General features: G+C 56.6%; 19 protein-coding genes. 1 reads left to right on the top strand and 18 read right to left on the bottom strand.

The window, feature by feature from the left end; translation table 11 throughout:
* Positions 1 to 7: 7 nt before the first annotated feature.
* The 14 genes from rplP to AC0J4F_RS14505 all read right to left on the bottom strand — a co-directional run bounded on the left by rplP (position 8) and on the right by AC0J4F_RS14505 (position 10,040).
* Positions 8 to 421, bottom strand: a complete 414-nt coding sequence (gene rplP / locus AC0J4F_RS14570) for a 50S ribosomal protein L16 (RefSeq protein WP_133946860.1) — start codon at positions 419 to 421, stop codon at positions 8 to 10.
* A 47-nt stretch (positions 422 to 468) separates the two neighbouring features.
* On the bottom strand, positions 469 to 1,197 hold the full coding sequence (gene rpsC, locus AC0J4F_RS14565; RefSeq protein ID WP_040450745.1) for a 30S ribosomal protein S3: 729 nt from the start codon (positions 1,195 to 1,197) through the stop codon (positions 469 to 471).
* Positions 1,197 to 1,577 carry a 50S ribosomal protein L22 gene (gene rplV, locus AC0J4F_RS14560; RefSeq protein WP_008197234.1) on the bottom strand — a complete coding sequence of 127 codons (381 nt, stop codon included), beginning with the start codon at positions 1,575 to 1,577 and terminating at the stop codon, positions 1,197 to 1,199. Before rplV ends, rpsC begins: the two co-directional genes overlap by 1 nt.
* A gap of 2 nt (positions 1,578 to 1,579) precedes the next feature.
* The gene (gene rpsS / locus AC0J4F_RS14555; protein WP_133946859.1) at positions 1,580 to 1,858 is read right to left on the bottom strand and encodes a 30S ribosomal protein S19; all 279 of its coding nucleotides are present in this window, start codon (positions 1,856 to 1,858) and stop codon (positions 1,580 to 1,582) included.
* An 11-nt stretch (positions 1,859 to 1,869) separates the two neighbouring features.
* On the bottom strand, positions 1,870 to 2,703 hold the full coding sequence (gene rplB, locus AC0J4F_RS14550) for a 50S ribosomal protein L2 (RefSeq protein WP_133946858.1): 834 nt from the start codon (positions 2,701 to 2,703) through the stop codon (positions 1,870 to 1,872).
* 18 nt (positions 2,704 to 2,721) lie between these two features.
* Positions 2,722 to 3,015 (bottom strand): 50S ribosomal protein L23, encoded by a 294-nt coding sequence (locus AC0J4F_RS14545; protein WP_008196252.1) that lies wholly within the window; start codon positions 3,013 to 3,015, stop codon positions 2,722 to 2,724.
* A complete protein-coding gene (gene rplD / locus AC0J4F_RS14540) occupies positions 3,012 to 3,632 on the bottom strand; it encodes a 50S ribosomal protein L4 (protein ID WP_133946857.1) in 621 nt (206 codons plus the stop codon). The genes AC0J4F_RS14545 and rplD overlap by 4 nt, the downstream gene beginning before the upstream one ends.
* Positions 3,632 to 4,342 carry a 50S ribosomal protein L3 gene (rplC, locus tag AC0J4F_RS14535; RefSeq protein WP_133946856.1) on the bottom strand — a complete coding sequence of 237 codons (711 nt, stop codon included), beginning with the start codon at positions 4,340 to 4,342 and terminating at the stop codon, positions 3,632 to 3,634. Before rplC ends, rplD begins: the two co-directional genes overlap by 1 nt.
* Positions 4,343 to 4,365: 23 nt before the next feature.
* Positions 4,366 to 4,674 carry a 30S ribosomal protein S10 gene (rpsJ, locus tag AC0J4F_RS14530; RefSeq protein ID WP_006936455.1) on the bottom strand — a complete coding sequence of 103 codons (309 nt, stop codon included), beginning with the start codon at positions 4,672 to 4,674 and terminating at the stop codon, positions 4,366 to 4,368.
* 76 nt (positions 4,675 to 4,750) lie between these two features.
* A complete protein-coding gene (gene tuf, locus AC0J4F_RS14525; protein WP_133946844.1) occupies positions 4,751 to 5,941 on the bottom strand; it encodes an elongation factor Tu in 1,191 nt (396 codons plus the stop codon).
* 47 nt (positions 5,942 to 5,988) lie between these two features.
* The gene (gene fusA, locus AC0J4F_RS14520; protein WP_133946855.1) at positions 5,989 to 8,064 is read right to left on the bottom strand and encodes an elongation factor G; all 2,076 of its coding nucleotides are present in this window, start codon (positions 8,062 to 8,064) and stop codon (positions 5,989 to 5,991) included.
* A gap of 24 nt (positions 8,065 to 8,088) precedes the next feature.
* Positions 8,089 to 8,559, bottom strand: coding sequence for a 30S ribosomal protein S7 (rpsG, locus tag AC0J4F_RS14515; protein ID WP_133946854.1), 471 nt, complete (start codon positions 8,557 to 8,559; stop codon positions 8,089 to 8,091).
* A 12-nt stretch (positions 8,560 to 8,571) separates the two neighbouring features.
* A complete protein-coding gene (gene rpsL, locus AC0J4F_RS14510) occupies positions 8,572 to 8,943 on the bottom strand; it encodes a 30S ribosomal protein S12 (RefSeq protein ID WP_006936459.1) in 372 nt (123 codons plus the stop codon).
* Between the two features lie 587 nt (positions 8,944 to 9,530).
* Positions 9,531 to 10,040, bottom strand: coding sequence for a lactoylglutathione lyase family protein (locus AC0J4F_RS14505; protein ID WP_473023838.1), 510 nt, complete (start codon positions 10,038 to 10,040; stop codon positions 9,531 to 9,533).
* A gap of 46 nt (positions 10,041 to 10,086) precedes the next feature.
* On the opposite strand from AC0J4F_RS14505, the gene AC0J4F_RS14500 reads away from it, so the two are divergent.
* Positions 10,087 to 11,043, top strand: coding sequence for a LysR family transcriptional regulator (locus tag AC0J4F_RS14500; protein WP_473023837.1), 957 nt, complete (start codon positions 10,087 to 10,089; stop codon positions 11,041 to 11,043).
* An 82-nt stretch (positions 11,044 to 11,125) separates the two neighbouring features.
* Here AC0J4F_RS14500 and AC0J4F_RS14495 read toward each other — a convergent pair whose 3' ends face one another.
* The 4 genes from AC0J4F_RS14495 to rpoB all read right to left on the bottom strand — a co-directional run bounded on the left by AC0J4F_RS14495 (position 11,126) and on the right by rpoB (position 21,798).
* Positions 11,126 to 12,808, bottom strand: coding sequence for a methyl-accepting chemotaxis protein (locus AC0J4F_RS14495; RefSeq protein WP_473023836.1), 1,683 nt, complete (start codon positions 12,806 to 12,808; stop codon positions 11,126 to 11,128).
* Positions 12,809 to 12,994: 186 nt separating this feature from the next.
* Positions 12,995 to 13,288, bottom strand: a complete 294-nt coding sequence (locus AC0J4F_RS14490) for a transcriptional regulator (RefSeq protein ID WP_209173845.1) — start codon at positions 13,286 to 13,288, stop codon at positions 12,995 to 12,997.
* Between the two features lie 80 nt (positions 13,289 to 13,368).
* A complete protein-coding gene (rpoC, locus tag AC0J4F_RS14485; protein ID WP_473023835.1) occupies positions 13,369 to 17,568 on the bottom strand; it encodes a DNA-directed RNA polymerase subunit beta' in 4,200 nt (1,399 codons plus the stop codon).
* Between the two features lie 90 nt (positions 17,569 to 17,658).
* Positions 17,659 to 21,798: a DNA-directed RNA polymerase subunit beta gene (rpoB, locus tag AC0J4F_RS14480; RefSeq protein WP_473023834.1), complete on the bottom strand. Its 4,140-nt coding sequence runs from the start codon at positions 21,796 to 21,798 to the stop codon at positions 17,659 to 17,661.
* Positions 21,799 to 21,885 lie beyond the last annotated feature (87 nt).

Raw genomic sequence — 21,885 nt, 5'->3', positions numbered from 1 at the left:
GCCTGCCTTATTCGCCGATACGCTGAACGAAACGGCACTTGATCGGCAGCTTGGCAGCGGCAAGACGCATTGCTTCACGAGCAACGTCTTCCGGCACACCGTCAATTTCGAACATGATCCGGCCCGGCTTGACACGGCAAGCCCAGTAATCCGGAGAACCCTTACCTTTACCCATGCGGACTTCAGCCGGTTTCGAGGAAACTGGCAGATCCGGGAAGATGCGGATCCAAACACGACCCGCACGCTTCATGTGACGGGTCATAGCACGACGGGCCGCTTCGATCTGACGAGCGGTAACCCGCTCCGGCTCCAGAGCCTTCAGACCGAATGCGCCGAAGTTGAGGTCAGTCCCCCCCTTCGACAAGCCGTGGATGCGGCCTTTGTGCTGCTTGCGGAACTTAGTGCGCTTCGGTTGCAGCATCGTTCTTCTCTCGTCTTTCTTATCTTACGAGCGGCAGGCAGCTTATATTAAGCTGCGCGCTCGCGGCCCCGATCCCGGCGTCCGCCGCGATCACCCTGGTTGCCTTCGGAAGCAGCCGTCGCACGGCGTTCGGACGCCATCGGGTCATGTTCCAGAATTTCACCCTTGAAGATCCAGACCTTCACACCGCACACGCCGTAAGCTGTGTGCGCGCTCGCAACACCGTAGTCGATGTCCGCACGCAGTGTGTGAAGCGGCACACGGCCTTCGCGGTACCATTCGATACGCGCGATTTCCGCACCGCCGAGACGGCCGCCGCAGTTGATCCGAATGCCCTGTGCGCCCAGACGCATGGCGGACTGAACAGCCCGTTTCATGGCGCGGCGGAAAGCAACACGGCGTTCCAGCTGCTGAGCGATCGAAGCGGCAACCAATGTCGCGTCGATTTCCGGCTTGCGCACTTCAACGATGTTGAGATGCACTTCGGAGTTGGTGATTTCAGCAATCTTCTTGCGAAGACGCTCGATGTCCGCACCTTTTTTACCAATGACCACACCCGGACGACCGGAGTGAATGGACACGCGGCACTTCTTGTGCGGGCGTTCGATAACTACCTTGGACACCGCCGCCTGCTTGAGTTCCTTCATCAGGTACTCACGAATGCGGAAGTCTTCGTGCAGAAGATCGCCGTACTCGTTTTTGTTGGCGTACCAGCGGGAGTCCCAGGTGCGGTTGATCCCGAGGCGCATGCCGATCGGGTTAACTTTGTGTCCCATCAGGCACTCTCCTCAACTTCGCGCACAACGATGGTCAGGTTCGAGAACGGCTTCTCGATCCGGCCAACCCGTCCGCGTGCACGGGCCTGGAAGCGCTTGATGACAAAAGCTTTGCCAACGTGAGCCTCGGCAACCACCAGGTTGTCGATGTCCAGGTCGTGATTGTTTTCCGCGTTTGCAATCGCAGACATCAAGGTTTTCTTGACGTCCTGCGCAATGCGCTTGCGGGAGAATGTCAGGTCCGCGATTGCGGAACCGACTTTTTTACCGCGGATAGCAGCAGCAACGAGATTCAGCTTGCGGGGAGAGACACGGATCATCCGTGTCATTGCCCGAGCTTCGTTGTCAGCGAGCACCCGCTCACGCTTCGGCTTGCCCATCGTTACTTCCTCTTCGCCTTCTTGTCGGCGCCGTGTCCGTAATAGGTCCGGGACGGTGAGAACTCACCGAACTTGTGACCAATCATCTCTTCAGACACCAGCACCGGAACGTGCTTCTGACCGTTGTAGACGCCGAAGGTAAGACCAACGAACTGCGGGAGGATCGTCGAGCGGCGGCTCCAGGTCTTGATGACCTCGTTCCGGCCGGCCTCGCGGACCTTCTCCGCTTTCTTCAGCAGATACCCGTCGACAAACGGACCTTTCCAGATCGAACGTGCCACGATCCTGTCCCTTACTTCTTACGCGCGTGGCGGGAGCGGACGATAAACTTATCAGTCTGCTTGTTCTTCCGCGTGCGCTTACCTTTGGTCGGTTTACCCCAAGGAGTAACCGGATGACGACCGCCGGAGGTCCGACCTTCACCACCACCATGCGGGTGATCGATCGGGTTCATGGCAACCCCGCGAACGTGCGGTTTGATGCCCAGCCAGCGGGAACGGCCTGCCTTGCCGAGGTTCACATTGGAGTGGTCCGGGTTGGACACAGCGCCAATGGTTGCCATGCAAGTGCCGAGAACACGGCGCTGTTCACCAGACATCAGGCGCAGCGTTGTGTAACCCTGGTCACGGCCGACGATCTGAACGAATGCACCGGCAGAGCGAGCGATCTGGGCGCCTTTGCCCGGCTTCAGCTCGATGTTGTGCACAATCGTACCAACCGGAATGCGCGACAGAGGAGCCGCATTGCCCGGTTTCACGTCAACGTTTTCACCGGCGACAACTGTGTCGCCTTCGGACAAGCGCTGCGGAGCCAGGATGTAGCTCAGCTCGCCGTCTTCGTAACGGATCAGAGCGATGAATGCGGTCCGGTTCGGATCGTATTCCAGGCGCTCTACCGTTGCCGGCACGTCCCACTTACGGCGCTTGAAGTCAACAAGACGGTAAGTCCGCTTGTGACCGCCACTGCGGTTCGGAGACGTGATGCGTCCAGTGTTGTTCCGGCCGCCCTTTTTAGAAAGGCCTTCCGTCAAAGTCTTGACCGGCTTGCCCTTCCAAAGACCGGAGCGGTCAACCTGTACCAGCTGACGGCGGCCCGGGGACGTCGGATTGAATGTCTTAAGTGCCATTTTTCTTAAGTCCCCGTCTTAGAGCCCGGTGGCCACGTCGATTGCGTGACCTTCCTGCAGCGTTACGACGGCCTTCTTGAAGTCAGACTGGCGGCCAAGACGTCCGCGGAAGCGCTTCACTTTGCCCTTGCGGACAAGAGTGTTGACTGCCGTGACCTTGACGCCGAACAGTGCTTCGACAGCGGCCTTGATTTCCGGCTTGGTTGCATCGTTGGCAACCTTGAAGACAACCTTGTTCTCTTCAGAAGCCATCGTCGACTTTTCGGTGATTACCGGGCCAACGATCTTGTCGTAGTGAGGAAGATTGCTCATTTAAAGCGCTCCTCAAGTGCGGACACCGCAGCTTTCGTCAACACCAGGGTGTTGGCGCGCAGGATGTCGTAAACGTTGATGCCCTGAACCGGCAACACATCCAGGTGCGGAATGTTGCGGGACGCCAGTGCGAAGTTGTTATCAACTTCGGCGCCGTCGATCACCAGAGCGCTGGTCAGGCCAAGCTTGTTCAGCTGGGACTTGAGAGCCTTGGTTTTCGCTTCAGCAGCCTTTGCATCCTCAACAACAACGATGCTGTCTGCCTTTGCCTTCGCGGACAGAGCATGCTTCAGGCCGAGGACGCGGACTTTTTTCGGCAGGTCATGGCCGTGATCGCGAACGACCGGACCGAATGCCTTACCACCGCCGCGGAACTGCGGAGCCTTCTTGTTGCCGTGACGCGCGCCGCCGGAACCTTTCTGGCGCACGAATTTCTTCGTGGAACCAGTAACTTCCGAACGACCAAGCGTCTTGTGGGTACCCGCCTGGCGCTTGGCAAGCTGCCAGCGCACAACGCGGTGGATCAAATCGGTGCGCGGCTCGAGACCAAAGATCTCGTCAGACACCGTGATCGAACCGGCCGCCCCACCTTCGAGGGTCTTGACCTGGAGTTCCATCACTCACTCTCCTTCCCGGCAGCCTCAGCCGCTTCGGACGCCTTGAAAGCACCCGGGACCGGAACGTTGTCCGGCAGCGCCTTTTTGATCGCGTCGCGGACCTGGATCCAGCCGCCCTTGGCGCCCGGTACAGAGCCTTCGACCATGATCAGGCCACGCTCAACATCAGTGCGCACAACCTTGAGGTTCTGCGTGGTCACGCGGGCATCACCCATGTGACCGGCCATTTTCTTGCCCTTGAACACGCGGCCCGGATCCTGACATTGACCGGTAGAACCGTGTGAGCGGTGCGAGATCGAGTTACCGTGCGATGCACGGCCACCACCGAAGTTGTGACGCTTCATAACACCGGCAAAGCCTTTACCGATGGAAGTTCCGGTCACGTCGACATACTGGCCTTCGACGTAGTGGTCAGCGGTAATTTCCGCGCCAACGTCGATCATGTTGTCCGCAGAAACGCGGAACTCGACCACGGTCCGCTTCGGCTCAACCTTTGCAACAGCAAAGTGACCGCGCAGTGCCTTCGGCGTATTTTTTACTTTACGGGTACCGGCACCGAGCTGCAGTGCGTTGTAACCGTTCTTTTCGTCAGTCCGGTGGGCAACCACCTGGCAGTTTTCCAGCCGCAATACTGTGACCGGAACATGTTCGCCTGCATCATTATAGATGCGGGTCATGCCCACTTTCTGAGCGATCACTCCAGAACGCATGGATGTGTCCCCTTCGCCTCGCCTCAGAGCTTGATCTCGACGTCGACGCCAGCGGCCAGGTCGAGCTTCATCAGCGCGTCCACGGTCTGCGGTGTCGGGTCAACGATGTCGAGAAGGCGCTTATGTGTGCGCATCTCGAACTGATCGCGGCTTTTCTTATCGATATGCGGGCCACGAAGCACTGTGTACTTCTCGATCCGCGTCGGCAGCGGCACGGGACCCCGTACCTGTGCACCGGTCCGCTTGGCCGTATTGACGATTTCCTTGGTGGAAGCGTCGAGAATACGGTGGTCAAAAGCCTTCAGGCGGATCCGGATATTCTGACCGTTCATTGTTGTTGTTCCCAATAAGACTGGCGGGCCTGCCCGCATTCACTTTTACTAAGGTGCCAGCAGGCCCGGCTGTCGATTATTCGATGATAGAGGCGACGACGCCGGCGCCGACGGTGCGGCCACCTTCGCGGATCGCGAAGCGCAGACCGTCTTCCATGGCGATCGGCACGATCAGCTCAACGTCAACAGAGACGTTGTCGCCAGGCATCACCATTTCCGTGCCTTCCGGCAGAGAAACCACACCGGTCACATCCGTCGTACGGAAGTAGAACTGCGGACGGTAGTTGGTGAAGAACGGCGTGTGACGGCCACCCTCTTCCTTCGTCAGGATGTAGGCTTCTGCCTTGAACTTCGTGTGCGGGGTCACAGAACCCGGCTTACAAAGAACCTGGCCACGCTCAACATCTTCACGGCCAACGCCGCGGATCAGAGCACCGATGTTGTCGCCTGCTTCACCGCTGTCCAGCAGCTTGCGGAACATTTCAACGCCGGTAACCGTTGTCTTGGTGGTGTCCTTGATGCCGACGATCTCGACCTCTTCACCCACCTTGACGATGCCACGCTCAACACGGCCGGTCACAACAGTACCGCGGCCAGAGATCGAGAACACGTCTTCGATCGGCATCAGGAACGGCTGATCCTTCGGACGCTCAGGCGTCGGGATGTAGTCGTCAACAGCAGCCATCAGCTCACGGATTGCGTCACGGCCAATGGCTGCATCGCGGTCTTCAACAGCTGCCAGAGCAGAACCCTTGACGATCGGAATGTCGTCGCCCGGGAACTCATAGGAAGACAGCAGTTCACGGATTTCCATTTCGACGAGCTCGAGAAGCTCTTCGTCGTCGACCTGGTCAACCTTGTTCATGAACACGACAAGTGCCGGAACGCCAACCTGACGCGCAAGCAGGATGTGCTCACGGGTCTGCGGCATCGGGCCGTCAGCTGCAGAACAAACAAGGATCGCGCCGTCCATCTGGGCAGCACCGGTGATCATGTTCTTCACGTAGTCGGCGTGGCCAGGGCAATCAACGTGAGCGTAGTGACGGTTTTCCGTCTCATACTCAACGTGCGCCGTGGAGATGGTGATGCCGCGTGCCTTTTCTTCAGGCGCGCCGTCAATCTCGTCATATGCTTTTGCAGTCGCACCGCCAGCTTCAGCCAGCGTCATCGTGATTGCAGCGGTCAGCGTCGTCTTGCCGTGGTCAACGTGGCCAATCGTGCCAATGTTGACGTGCGGCTTGTTGCGCTCAAACTTTTCCTTCGCCATCGGAGTACTCCGTTTCTCTAATTCTTTATTAATTCAAGAGGTTGGGGTCAGGCGTATTTCGCCTGAACCTCTTCGGCGACAGCCTGCGGCACTTGCTCGTAGTGATCGAACACCATCGAGTATTGAGCGCGGCCTTGAGACATGGAACGCAGGTTGTTCACATAACCAAACATGTTGGCCAGCGGCACCATTGCGGTGATGACAGTCACGATGCCCCGGTTCTCCGTACCCGCGATTTGGCCGCGGCGGGAGTTCAGGTCACCAATCACGTCACCCATGTAATCTTCAGGGGTAACAACCTCGACCTTCATGACCGGCTCAAGGAGCTTAGGTCCGGCCTTGGCAATACCTTCGCGGAAACCGGCACGGCCCGCGATCTCGAAGGCAAGGACCGAGGAGTCAACATCGTGGTAGGCACCATCGGTAAGAGTTGCCTTGATGTCGAGCATCGGGAAGCCGGCCAGCGGACCAGACGACATGACGCTTTCAATACCCTTGCTAACGCCCGGAATGTACTCTTTCGGAACGTTACCGCCGACAATCTTGCTCTCGAAGACGAAGCCTTCGTTCGGCTCTGCCGGTTCGATCGTGATCTTGATGCGAGCGAACTGACCGGAACCACCAGACTGCTTCTTGTGGGTGTAGTCCACGTCTGCAGATTTCGTAATGGTTTCGCGGTAAGCAACCTGCGGCGCACCGATGTTCGCCTCAACCTTGAACTCGCGCTTCATGCGGTCGACAAGGATGTCGAGGTGCAATTCGCCCATACCAGCAATGATGGTCTGACCAGACTCTTCGTCGGTCTTAACCCGGAAGGACGGATCCTCAGCAGCCAGACGGTTCAGGGCGAGGCCCATCTTCTCCTGGTCGCCTTTGGTCTTCGGCTCAACCGCGATCTCGATAACCGGCTCAGGGAATTCCATCCGCTCCAGGATGACCGGCTTCAGCGGATCGCAGAGCGTGTCACCTGTTGTGGTGTCCTTGAGACCTGCGATCGCAACAATGTCGCCAGCATATGCGACGTCGATGTCTTCACGCGAGTTGGAGTGCATCTGCATCATGCGACCGACGCGCTCTTTCTTATCCTTCACGGTGTTGAGCAGGGACACCCCCTTGTTCAGAACACCGGAATAGATACGGCAGAACGTCAGGGAACCAACGAATGGATCGTTTGCGATCTTGAATGCCAGAATGCTGAGCGGCTCTTCATCAGAGGATTTACGTTCCGCTTCGCTTTCGGTCTTCGGATCGATACCCTTAATCGCAGGAACTTCAACTGGGCTCGGCAGGTAGTCAACCACTGCATCAAGAAGCGGCTGTACGCCCTTGTTTTTGAATGCAGAACCGCAGAACACCGGAACGAAGTCACCGTTGATGGTGCCCTTGCGGATCAGCTGCTGGATCTTTTCGAAGGACGGCTCTTCGCCTTCAAGATAAGCTTCCATAGCCTCTTCATCGATCTCGACAGCAGTCTCGATCAGGGCATCGCGCATTTCCTGCGCACGGTCGGCAAGTTCAGCCGGGATGTCGACAACATCCCAAGCAGCACCGAGGTTCTCGGACTGCCAGATCAGCGCCTTCATCTTCAGCAGATCAACAACACCGGCAAATTCGCTTTCCGCACCGATGTTCAGCTGCATGACCAGCGGAGTTGCGCCAAGACGGGACTTGATCATCTCGCAGCAGCGATCGAAATCGGCGCCGAGCTTGTCCATCTTGTTGACGAAGATCATCCGCGGGACGTTGTACTTGTCGGCCTGGCGCCAAACAGTTTCAGTCTGCGGCTCAACACCGGCGTTTGCGTCCAGAAGAGCAACCGCACCGTCAAGAACACGCAGGGAGCGCTCGACTTCAATAGTGAAGTCAACGTGTCCCGGGGTGTCGATGATGTTCAGGCGCTTTTCATTCCAGAACGCGGTTGTTGCAGCAGAAGTGATCGTGATGCCACGCTCCTGCTCCTGCTCCATCCAGTCCATGGTGGCAGCGCCGTCATGAACTTCGCCGATCTTGTGGCTCTTACCAGTGTAGTAGAGGATCCGCTCGGTGGTGGTCGTCTTACCAGCATCGATGTGAGCCATGATGCCGAAGTTACGGTAGTCCTCGATTTTATGCGTGCGCGACATAGCGTCAGCCCTTCAAAGTCGAAATTACCAGCGATAGTGCGAGAATGCGCGGTTGGCGTCTGCCATCCGGTGGGTGTCTTCGCGCTTCTTAACTGCGGTACCACGGTTGTTTGCCGCATCGAGCAATTCGCCGGACAGACGATCAACCATTGTGGTTTCGTTGCGGTTGCGCGCAGCTGCGATCAACCAGCGGATTGCAAGCGCCTGACGGCGTTCGCTACGAACCTCAACCGGAACCTGGTAGGTCGCACCGCCAACGCGGCGGGAACGAACTTCCACTTGCGGCATAACGTTCTCAAGAGCAGCGTGGAACACTTCAATCGGGTTCTCGCGGGTCTTGTTCTCGACCACGTCGAAAGCACCGTAAACGATGCGCTCTGCAGTGGACTTCTTGCCGTCGTACATGATGGAATTCATGAACTTTGTGACGACCATATCCCCGAACTTCGGATCCGGGTTGATTTCGCGTTTTTCGGCGCGGTGACGACGGGACATCTAATGTGCTCCTTACTTCGGCCGCTTCGCGCCGTATTTCGAACGACGCTGCTTACGATCTTTGACGCCTTGGGTATCCAGAACACCACGGATGATGTGGTAGCGGACACCCGGCAAGTCTTTCACACGGCCGCCACGGATCATCACAACCGAGTGCTCTTGAAGGTTGTGACCTTCACCCGGGATGTAACCGATGACTTCGAAGCCGTTGGTCAGACGGATTTTCGCCACTTTACGCAGAGCCGAGTTCGGCTTCTTCGGAGTGGTTGTGTATACGCGGGTGCAAACACCACGCTTCTGCGGGCAGGCCTCCATGGCCGGCACTTTGTTCCGCTTCGGCGGATCTTTCCGCGGCTTGCGGATCAACTGGTTGATGGTCGGCATTCTGTGCCCTTTACCTTGTCCATCCAAAAACTTTTGTGCAACTGCAGTCCCCCGCTGACGCCGCATGTGTTCAAACATGCAGAATCGCGCCCGCGCGCTCCATTTAGAGCGGCCGGCGCTGCGAAAAACCAGAGGACCACGAGTTGCCTCGCGGTCATGCAATCGACGCGTATTCGCCTATGTGACCCGGCAGCGTTTAAGAGGACTGTGTCCTGCGCTTTTCAGAAGCGCTGGAGGGTTCGCTCTTACCGCCTGCCCTTGGGATGCGCGGAAACTACTCAGATGCACCCTTTGCGTCAAGTGATTTGTTGGAAATTCCGCATTTCCGCAAAACCGCAGAAATCCGCGTCATTTTTCTCCACCAGACACCGCCCGATTGTAAGATTGTTTCGTCAACCAAGCTTCTGTTGTTCGTTTGTGATTTTGCAGTTAGATCGGCCGATTCCAAACAGTGAATCAATGGTTAAGCCAGTGATTCAAATCATGCCAATCCTGCAGGTTTCATCAAGCAAACAGGGCCGGCACTGAATTCCGGCTACTGATTCCAACATTAGCATGGCAGCTATGCAGCAAACATGGCCCCAAAATCACTCTGTCGGTGCTGCGTAGGCGCCGGAAGAGTATGTGAGCTCATAGCTGTGGCTGTAGATTTCGAAAACACTGCCGAACGGATCTTCCACATAGACCATCCGATACGGTTTCTCACCAGGATAGTATTCCCGGATCGGCATACGTTGTTTGCCGCCCGCAGCAACAATCTTCTCCACCAAACCCTCAACGTCGGGATCCTGAATACAGAAGTGAAATGTTCCATGCCTGCGGAAGTCAAGATTGTCCTCCGGCGGATGGTTCCCTTCAAACTCGAACAGCTCGATGCCAATTCTATCTGAAGTGGCCAAATGGGCAATCCTGAGTTTGGTCCAGCCTGCTCCGAAGACATCGGTACACATGCGTCCGATTTCACTGTCGTCCTCGACCACCTCAGTGCCGGGCATGATGATGTAAAATCCCAGAACCTCGGAATAGAATTTGACTGCGGCATCGACATCCGGGACCGACAAACCGATGTGGGAAAATGAACGCGGGGTGATTTTCATGGTGTCTCTCCTTGTTGGATTACAAAGATAGGCTCCATCTGACATTTTGAATAATTATCATATAGGATATTTGAAATTACTTTTTGTTATCCTCGAGGATATCGTGCTGAACTCGAACTGGCTGACGACATTCACTGTTCTTTGCGAAACTCAGAGCTTTACGAAAACAGCTCAACGTTTGAACATGACCCAGCCCGGTGTCTCACAGCATTTGAAAAAGCTGGAGGAGCAAATCGGACAGGATCTTGTTGTTCGTTCGGGCAGAATTTTCACGCTTACCCCCGCGGGAACAGCCGTTTTGGAGTTCGGCAAAAGATGGCGGACACAAGAACAGGATCTGCTCCATAACTTGAACCACGATGATCCCGGCACCGGGACGAGCACACTGGCATGTTCGGGTAGTTTCGCCCTCCTCCTTTACCCGCGTCTTTTAGCCTTGATGGGCGATCACTCCTCCCTTGCGCTTCACCTCCATTCAATGCCGCAGAACAAAATAATTGAAGGGCTCCTCGACAACACCATTGATCTCGGCATCGTGAGCGAAAAGCCTACACACACCCGTTTGGACTTTGAGCATCTTGGGCGCGAAGAATTGTGCCTTCTCCTTCCCGCTGATTTCGGAGGTATGCGTCCGGAATTTGATGCTTTGCAGGAGCTGGGCTTTATTGGGCATCCGGATGGTTATGGCTATGCGGACCGCTTACTCAGCCTGAACTATCCCAACGACTATGCGGGGATCGAGAATCTGAGATTGCGCGGAAGCGTCAATCAAATCGGCCAGATCCCAATGCCGATGACATCAGGTGTCGGATATACCGTTTTGCCGCGCAGCGGGATCGATGCATTTTCCGGCCTCAATAAAGTCGCCGTCGCTGAACTTGAAAAACCACTGTTTCAAGACCTTTGGATGTGCACCCTTCGGAACAGGCCATGGCCAGCACGTCAACATCCGATCGCCGCAGCTGTTAGAGACACCGCCCTCCAGCTGGAAAAAGCGGACTAGCAGACAACATGACTCCTGGAAACACACAGACCCGGGCATCGGTTTCTTGTGCCCGGGTCTTTTGCCACTCCCAATGCACTGCTTATGCAGCAGCGATAGAATCGAGGAAGGTGTCGACCTCACCGCGGAGTTTCTCGGCATATTCGGCGACTTCATCAGCGCCGCGCAAAACGACGAGCGATCCGTCGTCGGTTTCCCGGGCAGAGGTCACAACCATCTCCATTTCGGATTTGGCCGATTTTGTCTGCTCAACGGCCTGCACGACACTTTGAGCAATCGACTCTGTTGCAGACTCTTGCTGAGAGATAGAGGCAGCAATCGCGGTAGTGAAATTGCGGACTTCCTCGACACGAGATGTGATCTCGTCAATCGCGGACACCGCTTCATTGGTGGAGCCCTGGATGTCGGCAATCTGGTTGCTGATTTCTTCCGTGGCTTTTGCGGTCTGTGTTGCGAGCTCTTTCACTTCAGCTGCAACAACGGCAAACCCCTTGCCCGCCTCCCCGGCCCGCGCAGCCTCAATGGTTGCGTTCAAGGCCAAAAGATTGGTTTGCTCGGCGATCGCCTGAATAAGCGTCACCACCTCACCGATCTTGATCGCGGCATTAGACAGGCTGGTGACCCGCTGGCTGGATTTGTTCGCAGCTTCCGTCGCCCCTTGGACGCCCTCCGTGGTTTTGGACACCTGCGAGTTGATTTCCCGGATGGCAAATGTGAGCTCCTGGGCCGCGGCGGCTGTTGTCTCAATGCTGCCGTTGGCCGAGTCCGCTGATCCGCTCGCTCCAGCTGCCCGCTCTGAAGATGCGCTTGCAAGACCGGACAATTCGGTCGCCGTTGTCTTCACAGTTCCGATCCGGTCACCAACCGCGGTAAGCAAATGGGAGACATTTTCGCGAAACCGCGACACAAGACCTTCCACCAGATGCTGGCGGCGGGTTTGAGCATCTGCCGTTTCAGCAGCTTCCCGGGCAAGGCGCTGCTGTTCAAAAATCCGATCCCGGAAAGCAGCGATCGACCGGGCCACTGTCCCGATCTCGTCCTTGCGGCCTGCATCAGTGAACTGGATCTCGGTGTCACCGGCAGCAAGCGCTTCAGCTTCCTGGACGGTCCGCGCCAGTGGCTTTGTAATAGACTGGATCAGGAAGTGAGAAGCGATAGCCAGAAGCAGAACCAACCCAAGGGCGATCCCGGCAAGCCAAACAAGGTTCTTTTGAAATGCAGCTTCAATGTCATCCACGTAGGCGCCGGTCCCGATCACCCACTCCCAAGGCTGGTACATCGTCACATAGGCCGTCTTGCCTGCCGGATCGTCGGAATTCGGCCTGCGCCAAACGTAATCATGAAAACCACTGCCCCGGCTCTGCACGATGTCATAGAAAGTCGGCAAACTGGACGACCCGAAGTCACGAATGAGGTCCTGGGAGGTCATGCCCTCCAGATCCGGCCGTGCGGGGTGCATGATCAGCGCGTCGCCGCGGAGGTTGATAAAGAGATAATTGCCATTGTCATAGCGCATGCCTCGGATCGCCTCCTTGGCGAACTCTTGCGCCTGCTCTTCAGTGAACTCTCCGGCTATGCTTCGCTTATGGTAACTCTCAATCGTGCTCGTGGCCGCATTGACAAGATGGGTCAGGCCAATCCGCCGCTCCGCATATGACCGGTCGCGATCCTGGTAAGCCGCCGCGCCAAGGATCCCAATCAAGCAAAGAACCACCAGCCCCATGAGCATGCCCAATCGCATGCCAACTGAAATTCTAGAAAACATGTATAACCTCCGATTTGCAATTCAGGGTTTAGTTTTTTCCCGTTACGTAAACGAAAAGTGGATTTTTGTCGTAAGACAACTCAGACTATAAATAAAATAAGCCTCCGCTTTTGACGGCGGAGGCAAAACATAAGGACTGATGACAATACTATTTAATTGTCCTAACGGAACTACCTACAACATGTCTTAGTCGGCAAGCGTGACAATTGCCACGTTGCCCGACAAAGCATCATGATAGGCGCCTTCATAGATAGGCTCATCCGGTTCACCGTCGATGACACCGATTTGATCCAGTTCCGCTTCCGTGAAGCCTTGCGACGACAGAGCTTCCAAGGTCTTGCGCACAGCATCGTCATCATCTGGTGCTGTCAAAAGAGCATGGATCGTGATCGCTGCATCCGGAGATGTATTTTCATCCTGCCAGACGCGGCCGATGACGATGTAGACCACGGGGTCCAGTTCCAGGTCATTGTCATTCATGAGGGCAACCCTCCTTAACTCGTTCGATACGAGAAAGGCCGCCCGGAGGCGGCCTTTCATGATTTGACTGTTGCCGAAGCTTACTCCGCAGCGCCGGTCATGTCTTCCAGAAGGCCTTCTGCGGCACTTTCCGAAGACTGAGCCCGTTGCGCTTCCTGGATCAGGTCGTCGCGATGGGATGCAATCTTGCGGATCCGCTTCATGACTCCGCCGGTACCGGCCGGGATCAGACGGCCAACAATGACGTTCTCCTTGAGGCCGACCAGCGGGTCGGTCTTGCCGTTGACCGCCGCGTCGGTAAGAACGCGGGTCGTCTCCTGGAAGGAGGCGGCGGAGAAGAACGAGCGTGTCTGCAGCGACGCCTTGGTGATCCCGAGAAGGACGGGAACGCCCTTTGCGGGGTCACGGGCATTATCGACAGCTTTGCGGTTTGCCTCTTCAAAGTCGAGCTTGTCGATCTGCTCGCCGGAGAAGAACTCCGTTTCGCCTGGATCGGTGATCTCGATTTTTTGAAGCATCTGACGAACAATCACTTCAATGTGCTTGTCGTTGATGGTCACGCCCTGCAGACGATAGACTTCCTGAATTTCGTTGACGAGATAGGCGGCGAGTGCCTCAACGCCCTTAACAGCCAGAATGTCGTGCGGTGCCGGGTTACCGTCGAGGATGTACTCACCCTTTTCAATGGCATCGCCTTCCTGGAGGTGGAAGTGCTTGCCTTTCGGGATGAGGTATTCGACGGGCTCGGCGCCCTCCTCTGCCGGATCGATGATGACACGACGCTTGTTCTTGTAGTCGCGACCGAAGCGGATCGTACCATCGATTTCTGCGATGATAGCATGATCCTTTGGACGGCGAGCCTCGAACAGTTCCGCAACGCGCGGCAGACCACCAGTGATGTCCTTGGTCTTGGCGCTTTCCAGCGGAATACGTGCGAGCACGTCACCGGCCTTTACCGAGGCCCCCGGCTGAACCGAGAGAACTGCGTCCACGGACAGCATCAAGCGGGCATCGGATCCACGCTGGTTTTTGGCAACGGAACCTTTGGCGTCCTTGATGACAACCGCCGGCTTGAGATCCGCGCCACGCTGCGAAGAGCGCCAGTCAATGACGACACGTTTGGTGATACCGGTTGCCTCGTCGGCGGTTTCCTGAACAGAAGCCCCGTCAACCAGGTCCTCAAAGTCCACGACACCATCAACTTCGGCAAGCATCGGACGAGTGTACGGATCCCATTCAGCGATCCGCTGACCGCGTTTGACCGCGTCACCTTCATCAACATGCAGCTTGGAACCGTAAGCAACCCGGTGAACGGCACGCTCATTGTCGTCGCTGTCGATGACAACGATGGACATGTTGCGAACCATGGCAATCAGATTACCTTCCGAGTCGCGCTGTACAGAGCGGTTCCGGATCTTGATCGTTCCATCGACGTTGGACTCGATGAACGATGAGTCGACAACCTGCGCCGTACCACCAATGTGGAACGTCCGCATGGTCAGCTGAGTGCCCGGCTCACCGATCGACTGTGCAGCGATAACGCCAACAGCCTCGCCCATGTTAACCGGAGTGCCACGTGCAAGGTCACGGCCATAACAGGTCGCACATACACCGGTCTCGGTTTCACAGGTCAGGACTGAACGGATCTTGATCTGCTGAACTTTTGCAGCTTCAATCGCATCAACATCCTTCTCGTCGATCAAATGTCCCTTCGGAACAATTATTTCGCCGGTGGCATTGTTGTGCACGTCTTCCGCAGTTGTCCGGCCGAGAACGCGCATGCCCAGAGAGGCAATGACGTTACCCGCGTCGACGATCGGCGCCACGGTGATGCCACGCTCGGAGCCACAATCCGGTTCAAGGATGATGCTGTCCTGCGCAACGTCCACGAGACGGCGGGTCAGGTACCCGGAGTTCGCAGTCTTCAACGCCGTATCGGCAAGACCCTTACGGGCACCGTGGGTGGAGTTGAAGTACTCGAGAACCGAGAGACCTTCTTTAAAGTTCGAGATGATCGGGTTCTCGATGATGGACCCGTCCGGCTTGGCCATAAGACCACGCATACCGGCCAGCTGCTTCATCTGCTGAGGCGAACCACGCGCACCGGAGTGGGACATCATGTAGACCGAGTTCATCGGCTTCTGGCGTCCGGTCTCCTCATCGATCTGAACCGCCTTAATGCGGGCCATCATCTCGTCAGCGATCTTGTCGGTACATTTCGCCCAGGCGTCGACAACCTTGTTGTACTTCTCGCCCTGGGTGATCAGACCGTCATTGTACTGCTGCTCGTATTCGGTTGCGAGCGCCGCGGTTTCCCCGACAAGCTTCTGCTTGGTGTCCGGGATGACCATGTCGTCCATACCGAAGGAGATGCCAGCATTACATGCGTTCTTGAAGCCGAGCTGCATGATCCGGTCACAGAAGATAACCGTCTCCTTCTGACCGCAAGCACGGTAAACCGTGTCGATCATCTTGGAGATGTCCTTCTTGGTCATCAGCTTGTTGGCAACGTCGAACGGCACTTCGTGATGCTTCGGCAGAAGTTCTGCAATCAGCATCCGGCCCGGTGTTGTCTCGAAGATGTCGGAGATCGGGTTGCCTTCGGCATCCATCGAACGGAACCGGCCCTTGATCTTCGTGTGTAGCGTGATGACCTTGTTGGCCAGCGCATGGTGGATCTCGCCGATATCGGAGAAAGCCATGCCCTCGCCCGGCTCTTTCTCTGCCATGATCGACAGATAGTAGAGACCGAGAACGATATCCTGCGACGGCACGATGATCGGGCCACCGTTTGCCGGGTGCAGAATGTTGTTCGTGGACATCATCAGCGTCCGCGCTTCCAGCTGTGCTTCGAGCGACAGCGGAACGTGAACAGCCATCTGGTCACCGTCGAAGTCAGCGTTAAACGCGGAACAAACGAGCGGGTGCAGCTGGATCGCCTTACCTTCGATCAGGGTTGGTTCGAACGCCTGAATGCCAAGACGGTGAAGCGTCGGCGCACGGTTCAGGAGAACCGGGTGCTCGCGGATCACCTCATCCAGGATATCCCAGACTTCCGGACGCTCTTTTTCAACGAGCTTCTTCGCCTGTTTGACAGTTGAAGAGAAACCCTTGGCGTCGAGGCGCGAATAGATGAACGGCTTGAACAGCTCAAGCGCCATTTTCTTCGGCAAACCACACTGGTGCAGCTTGAGTTCCGGACCCACGGTGATGACCGAACGGCCGGAATAGTCAACGCGCTTCCCGAGAAGGTTCTGACGGAAGCGGCCCTGCTTGCCTTTCAGCATGTCGGACAAAGACTTCAGCGGACGCTTGTTGGCACCGGTGATGACCCGGCCGCGGCGGCCGTTGTCGAACAGGGCGTCAACAGACTCCTGAAGCATGCGCTTCTCGTTCCGGATGATGATGTCCGGAGCACGGAGTTCCATCAGGCGGCGCAGACGGTTGTTCCGGTTGATCACGCGGCGGTACAGATCATTGAGATCCGACGTTGCAAACCGGCCGCCATCGAGCGGAACCAGCGGGCGCAGATCCGGCGGGATGACCGGAACAACGGTCATGATCATCCACTCCGGACGGTTGCCCGATTCCATGAAGGCTTCAATGACCTTCAGGCGCTTGGCCAGTTTCTTCGGCTTCAGCTCGGTCGTTGCTTCAGCAATTTCCTGGCGGAGCTTTTCAGACTCGCGCTCTAGATCCATAGACATCAGGATCTCGCGGATCGCTTCTGCACCGATCATCGCGGTGAAGGCGTCTTCACCGTACTCGTCCTGAGCAGCAACGTAGTCTTCTTCAGACAGAAGCTGGTGCTGCTTGAGCGGGGTCAGACCCGGCTCCAGAACGACATAGTTTTCGAAGTACAGAACGCGTTCCAGATCCTTGAGCGTCATGTCGAGCAGCAAACCAATGCGGCTCGGCAGGGACTTCAGGAACCAGATGTGCGCCACCGGAGCTGCAAGCTCGATGTGACCCATACGTTCACGGCGTACACGGGAAAGCGTGACTTCAACACCACACTTTTCGCAGATAACGCCTTTGTATTTCATGCGCTTGTATTTGCCGCAAAGACATTCGTAGTCCTTGATCGGGCCAAAGATGCGCGCGCAGAAAAGACCATCACGCTCCGGCTTGAATGTCCGGTAGTTGATGGTTTCCGGCTTTTTGATCTCACCGAATGACCAGGACAAGATTTTCTCCGGGCTGGCCAGAGAGATCTTGATATTGTCGAAGGTCTGTGCGGGAGCCTGCTGGTTGAACAGGTTCATGACCTCATGATTCATGATCCATCTCCTTCGATGCTCGGCCGGGAGGTAAGTGCTGCTTACCTCCCCCAAACCGGCATTTCAGTCTAAAGGGGTCCGTTGGCGGGGTTATTCTGCAGCGTCTGCAGTTTCTTCCTCGCCAATCATGGGTGCGTCAGTCCGTTGAAGTTCAACGTTGAGACCCAGGGACCGCATTTCCTTCACAAGCACGTTGAAGCTTTCCGGAATACCCGCCTCGAAGGTGTCGTCACCGCGAACGATGGCCTCATAAACCTTCGTACGTCCGGCAACGTCATCCGACTTGACCGTGAGCATTTCCTGCAGCGTGTAAGCTGCACCGTAAGCTTCAAGCGCCCAGACCTCCATTTCCCCGAAGCGCTGGCCACCGAACTGCGCCTTACCACCAAGCGGCTGCTGGGTGACGAGCGAGTACGGACCAATCGAGCGGGCGTGGATCTTGTCGTCGACCAAGTGGTGAAGCTTGAGCATATAGATATAGCCCACCGTCACCTTGCGGTCGAACTCTTCACCGGTCCGGCCGTCAAACAGAGTCGACTGACCGCTGGTGTCGAAGTCCGCGATCTTCAGCGCATCAACAACGTCAGGCTCACGGGCACCGTCGAAGACCGGCGTCGCGATGGACACGCCCTTCTTCAGCTGCTCGGCCAGTTTCAGGACACCTTCGTCGTCAAACTCCTTGACCGCATCACCCTTCATGTTGTCGCCGTAGATCTCGATGACCTTGCCACGAAGCTTATCGATCTCACCGGTCTTGCGGTACTCATCGTACATTTCGCCGATGCGCAAGCCCATTCCGCGGCAGGCCCAACCCATATGGGTTTCAAGGATCTGGCCAACGTTCATGCGCGACGGAACGCCGAGCGGATTGAGAACGATGTCGACGTGCGTGCCATCTTCCAGGAACGGCATGTCTTCACACGGGTTGATCTTGGAGACCACGCCCTTGTTACCGTGACGGCCAGCCATCTTGTCGCCCGGCTGAAGCTTGCGCTTCACGGCAACGAAGACCTTGACCATCTTCATGACGCCTGGCGGCAGTTCATCGCCGCGCTGCAGTTTCTCGACCTTGTCGATGAACCGCTGCTCGAGACGCTTCCGGCTGTCGTCATACTGACCGCGCAGAGCTTCGATCTCGGACATGAACTTCTCGTCGTCGGTGGCAAACTGCCACCACTGCGAGCGCGGGAAGTCGTTGAGGACGTCCCCGGTCAGTAAAGTGTCCTTCTTGAAGCCCTTCGGACCAGCAACTGCAGTCTTGTCCATCAGCATCTCGGCCAGACGGCCATAGACGTTGCGGTCAAGGATTGCCTGCTCGTCGTCACGGTCTTTTGCAAGACGTTCGATTTCTTCACGCTCGATCGCCATCGCGCGTTCGTCTTTTTCAACGCCGTGGCGGTTGAAAACACGAACTTCAACGACGGTCCCGGAAACACCCGGCGGCAAGCGCAGGGACGTGTCACGGACGTCAGAGGCTTTTTCACCGAAGATGGCGCGCAGAAGTTTTTCTTCCGGCGTCATCGGGCTTTCGCCCTTCGGTGTGATCTTGCCGACAAGGATGTCGCCCGGATGAAGCTCGGCACCGATGTACACGATACCTGCCTCGTCGAGATTCTTCAGCGCTTCTTCAGAAACGTTCGGAATATCGCGGGTGATTTCTTCCGGGCCAAGCTTGGTATCACGGGCCATCACCTCAAACTCTTCGAGGTGGATGGAGGTGAAGACATCGTCAGACACGATGCGCTCGGACAGAAGGATGGAATCCTCGAAGTTGTAGCCGTTCCACGGCATGAACGCGACGAGCACGTTCCGGCCGAGTGCCAGATCACCGAGATCGGTGGACGGACCGTCGGCGATGATATCGCCTTTGTGGACGCGATCACCAACGCGGACCAGCGGACGCTGGTTGATGCAGGTGTTCTGGTTGGAACGCTGGTACTTCTGAAGGCGGTAGATGTCGACACCTGACCGGCCCGGATCCAGCTCTTCAGTTGCCCGGATAACGATACGAGTCGCATCGACCTGGTCAACAACACCTGCCCGGCGGGCACCGATCGCCGCACCGGAATCCCGGGCCACGACAGACTCCATACCGGTACCAACGAACGGTGCCTCGGCACGTACCAGCGGCACGGCCTGACGCATCATGTTCGAGCCCATGAGTGCGCGGTTCGCATCATCGTTTTCCAGGAACGGAATAAGCGATGCCGCAACCGACACGAGCTGCTTCGGCGACACGTCCATGAGGTCGACCTTGTCGGACGGAACCATCATGTTTTCACCAGCGTGACGGCAGGTGATCAGCTCGGTTGTGAACCGACCTTCGTCGTCATATTCGGCGTTGGACTGCGCAACATAGTGTTTCGCTTCTTCCATGGCAGATAGATAGACGACTTCGTTGGTTACAACGCCGTCTTTCACCTTGCGGTACGGGCTCTCGATGAAGCCGTACTTGTTCACACGGGCGAACGTTGCGAGAGAGTTGATCAGACCGATGTTCGGACCTTCCGGGGTCTCAATCGGGCAGATACGGCCGTAGTGCGTCGGGTGAACGTCGCGGACTTCGAAGCCTGCACGCTCACGGGTCAAGCCGCCCGGTCCAAGAGCCGACAGGCGGCGCTTGTGAGTGACTTCCGACAGAGGGTTGGTCTGATCCATGAACTGCGACAGCTGCGAGGAGCCGAAGAATTCACGAACGGCAGCTGCAGCCGGTTTCGCGTTGATCAGATCCTGCGGCATAACAGTGTCGATCTCGACAGAGCTCATCCGCTCCTTGATCGCACGTTCCATACGCAGAAGACCGACGCGGTACTGATTTTCCATCAACTCGCCAACAGAGCGAACACGGCGGTTGCCCAGGTTGTCGATGTCGTCGATGTCGCCCTTACCGTCGCGCAGCTCCAGAAGAACCCGGATGACTTCCAGGATGTCTTCCTTGCGCAGAACACGAACGGTGTCTTCCGCATCCACATCCAGACGCATGTTCATCTTCACGCGGCCAACAGCGGACAGATCATAGCGCTCATCGTCAAAGAAGAGCGACTGGAACATCGCTTCGGCCGTGTCAATGGTGGGCGGTTCACCCGGACGCATTACACGGTAGATGTCGAACAACGCGTCTTCGCGGGACTCGTTCTTGTCGACGTTCAGCGTATTGCGGATGTACGGGCCGGTGTTGACATGGTCGATGTCAAGAATGGTCAGGTCGTGGTAACCGCGGTCAACCAGTTCTTCCAGCAATTTGCCGGTGATCTCTTCACCTGCCTCTGCGTAGATTTCACCGGTCTTCATGTCCACGATGTCCTCTGCCAGATACTGGCCATGGAGGTCTTCGTCAGTCACTTTAAGTGCGGTGACACCCTTTTCAGCCAGCTGCTTGATCGTGCGGGCAGTGATCTTGCGGCCACCTTCCACAACGACATCGCCGCTGTCGGCATCGATCAGGTCATAAGAGGCTTTTGTGCCCTTCAGGCGCTCGCCGTCAAACGGCATGCGCCAGGAAGCGTCTTTCTGACGGGTGTACTCAACCTGTTTGTAGAACGTGTTGAGGATTTCCTCACCGTCCAGGCCAAGTGCCATTAACAGCGAAGTCACCGGGATTTTCCGGCGGCGGTCGATGCGCGCATGGACGATGTCCTTGGCATCGAACTCGATGTCGAGCCAGGAACCCCGGTACGGGATCACGCGTGCGGCAAACAACAGTTTACCGGAAGAATGGGTCTTGCCCTTGTCGTGATCAAAGAATACGCCCGGGGAACGGTGCATCTGGGACACGATCACGCGTTCGGTGCCGTTCACAATGAACGTACCGTTGTCTGTCATGAACGGCATGTCGCCCATGTAGACATCTTGTTCCTTGATGTCTTTGACGGACTTTGCGCCGGTATCTTCGTCGACGTCGAACACGATGAGGCGCAGGGTAACCTTCAGCGGAGCTGCATAGGTCATGTCGCGCTGGCGGCACTCATCTACGTCGTATTTTGGAGCTTCAAATTCGTAGGAAACAAATTCCAGAAGGGAAGTGCCCGCAAAATCGGAGATTGGAAATACGGACTGGAAGACCGCTTCAAGGCCTTCATCTTTGCGGCCGCCACCCGGCATCTCATCGACCTGAAGGAATTGGTCGTAAGAGGCTTTCTGAACCTCGATGAGATTGGGCATCGCCGCGACATCGCGGATAGATCCGAAATATTTGCGGACCTTTTTGCGACCGTTGAACGTTTGGGTCATTGTCGCTCCTCGTATCGGCCGGAAAACGGCTTCCCGAAACGCCCCTTGTCCAATCGGGCCTCTGCCCGGGCGCTTCGGAAAACCGTC

The sequence above is a fragment of the Roseibium sp. R5 genome (assembly GCF_055755305.1).
The sequence above is the reverse complement of the archived record's forward strand: the minus strand, read 5'-3'. Positions and strand labels throughout refer to the sequence as shown.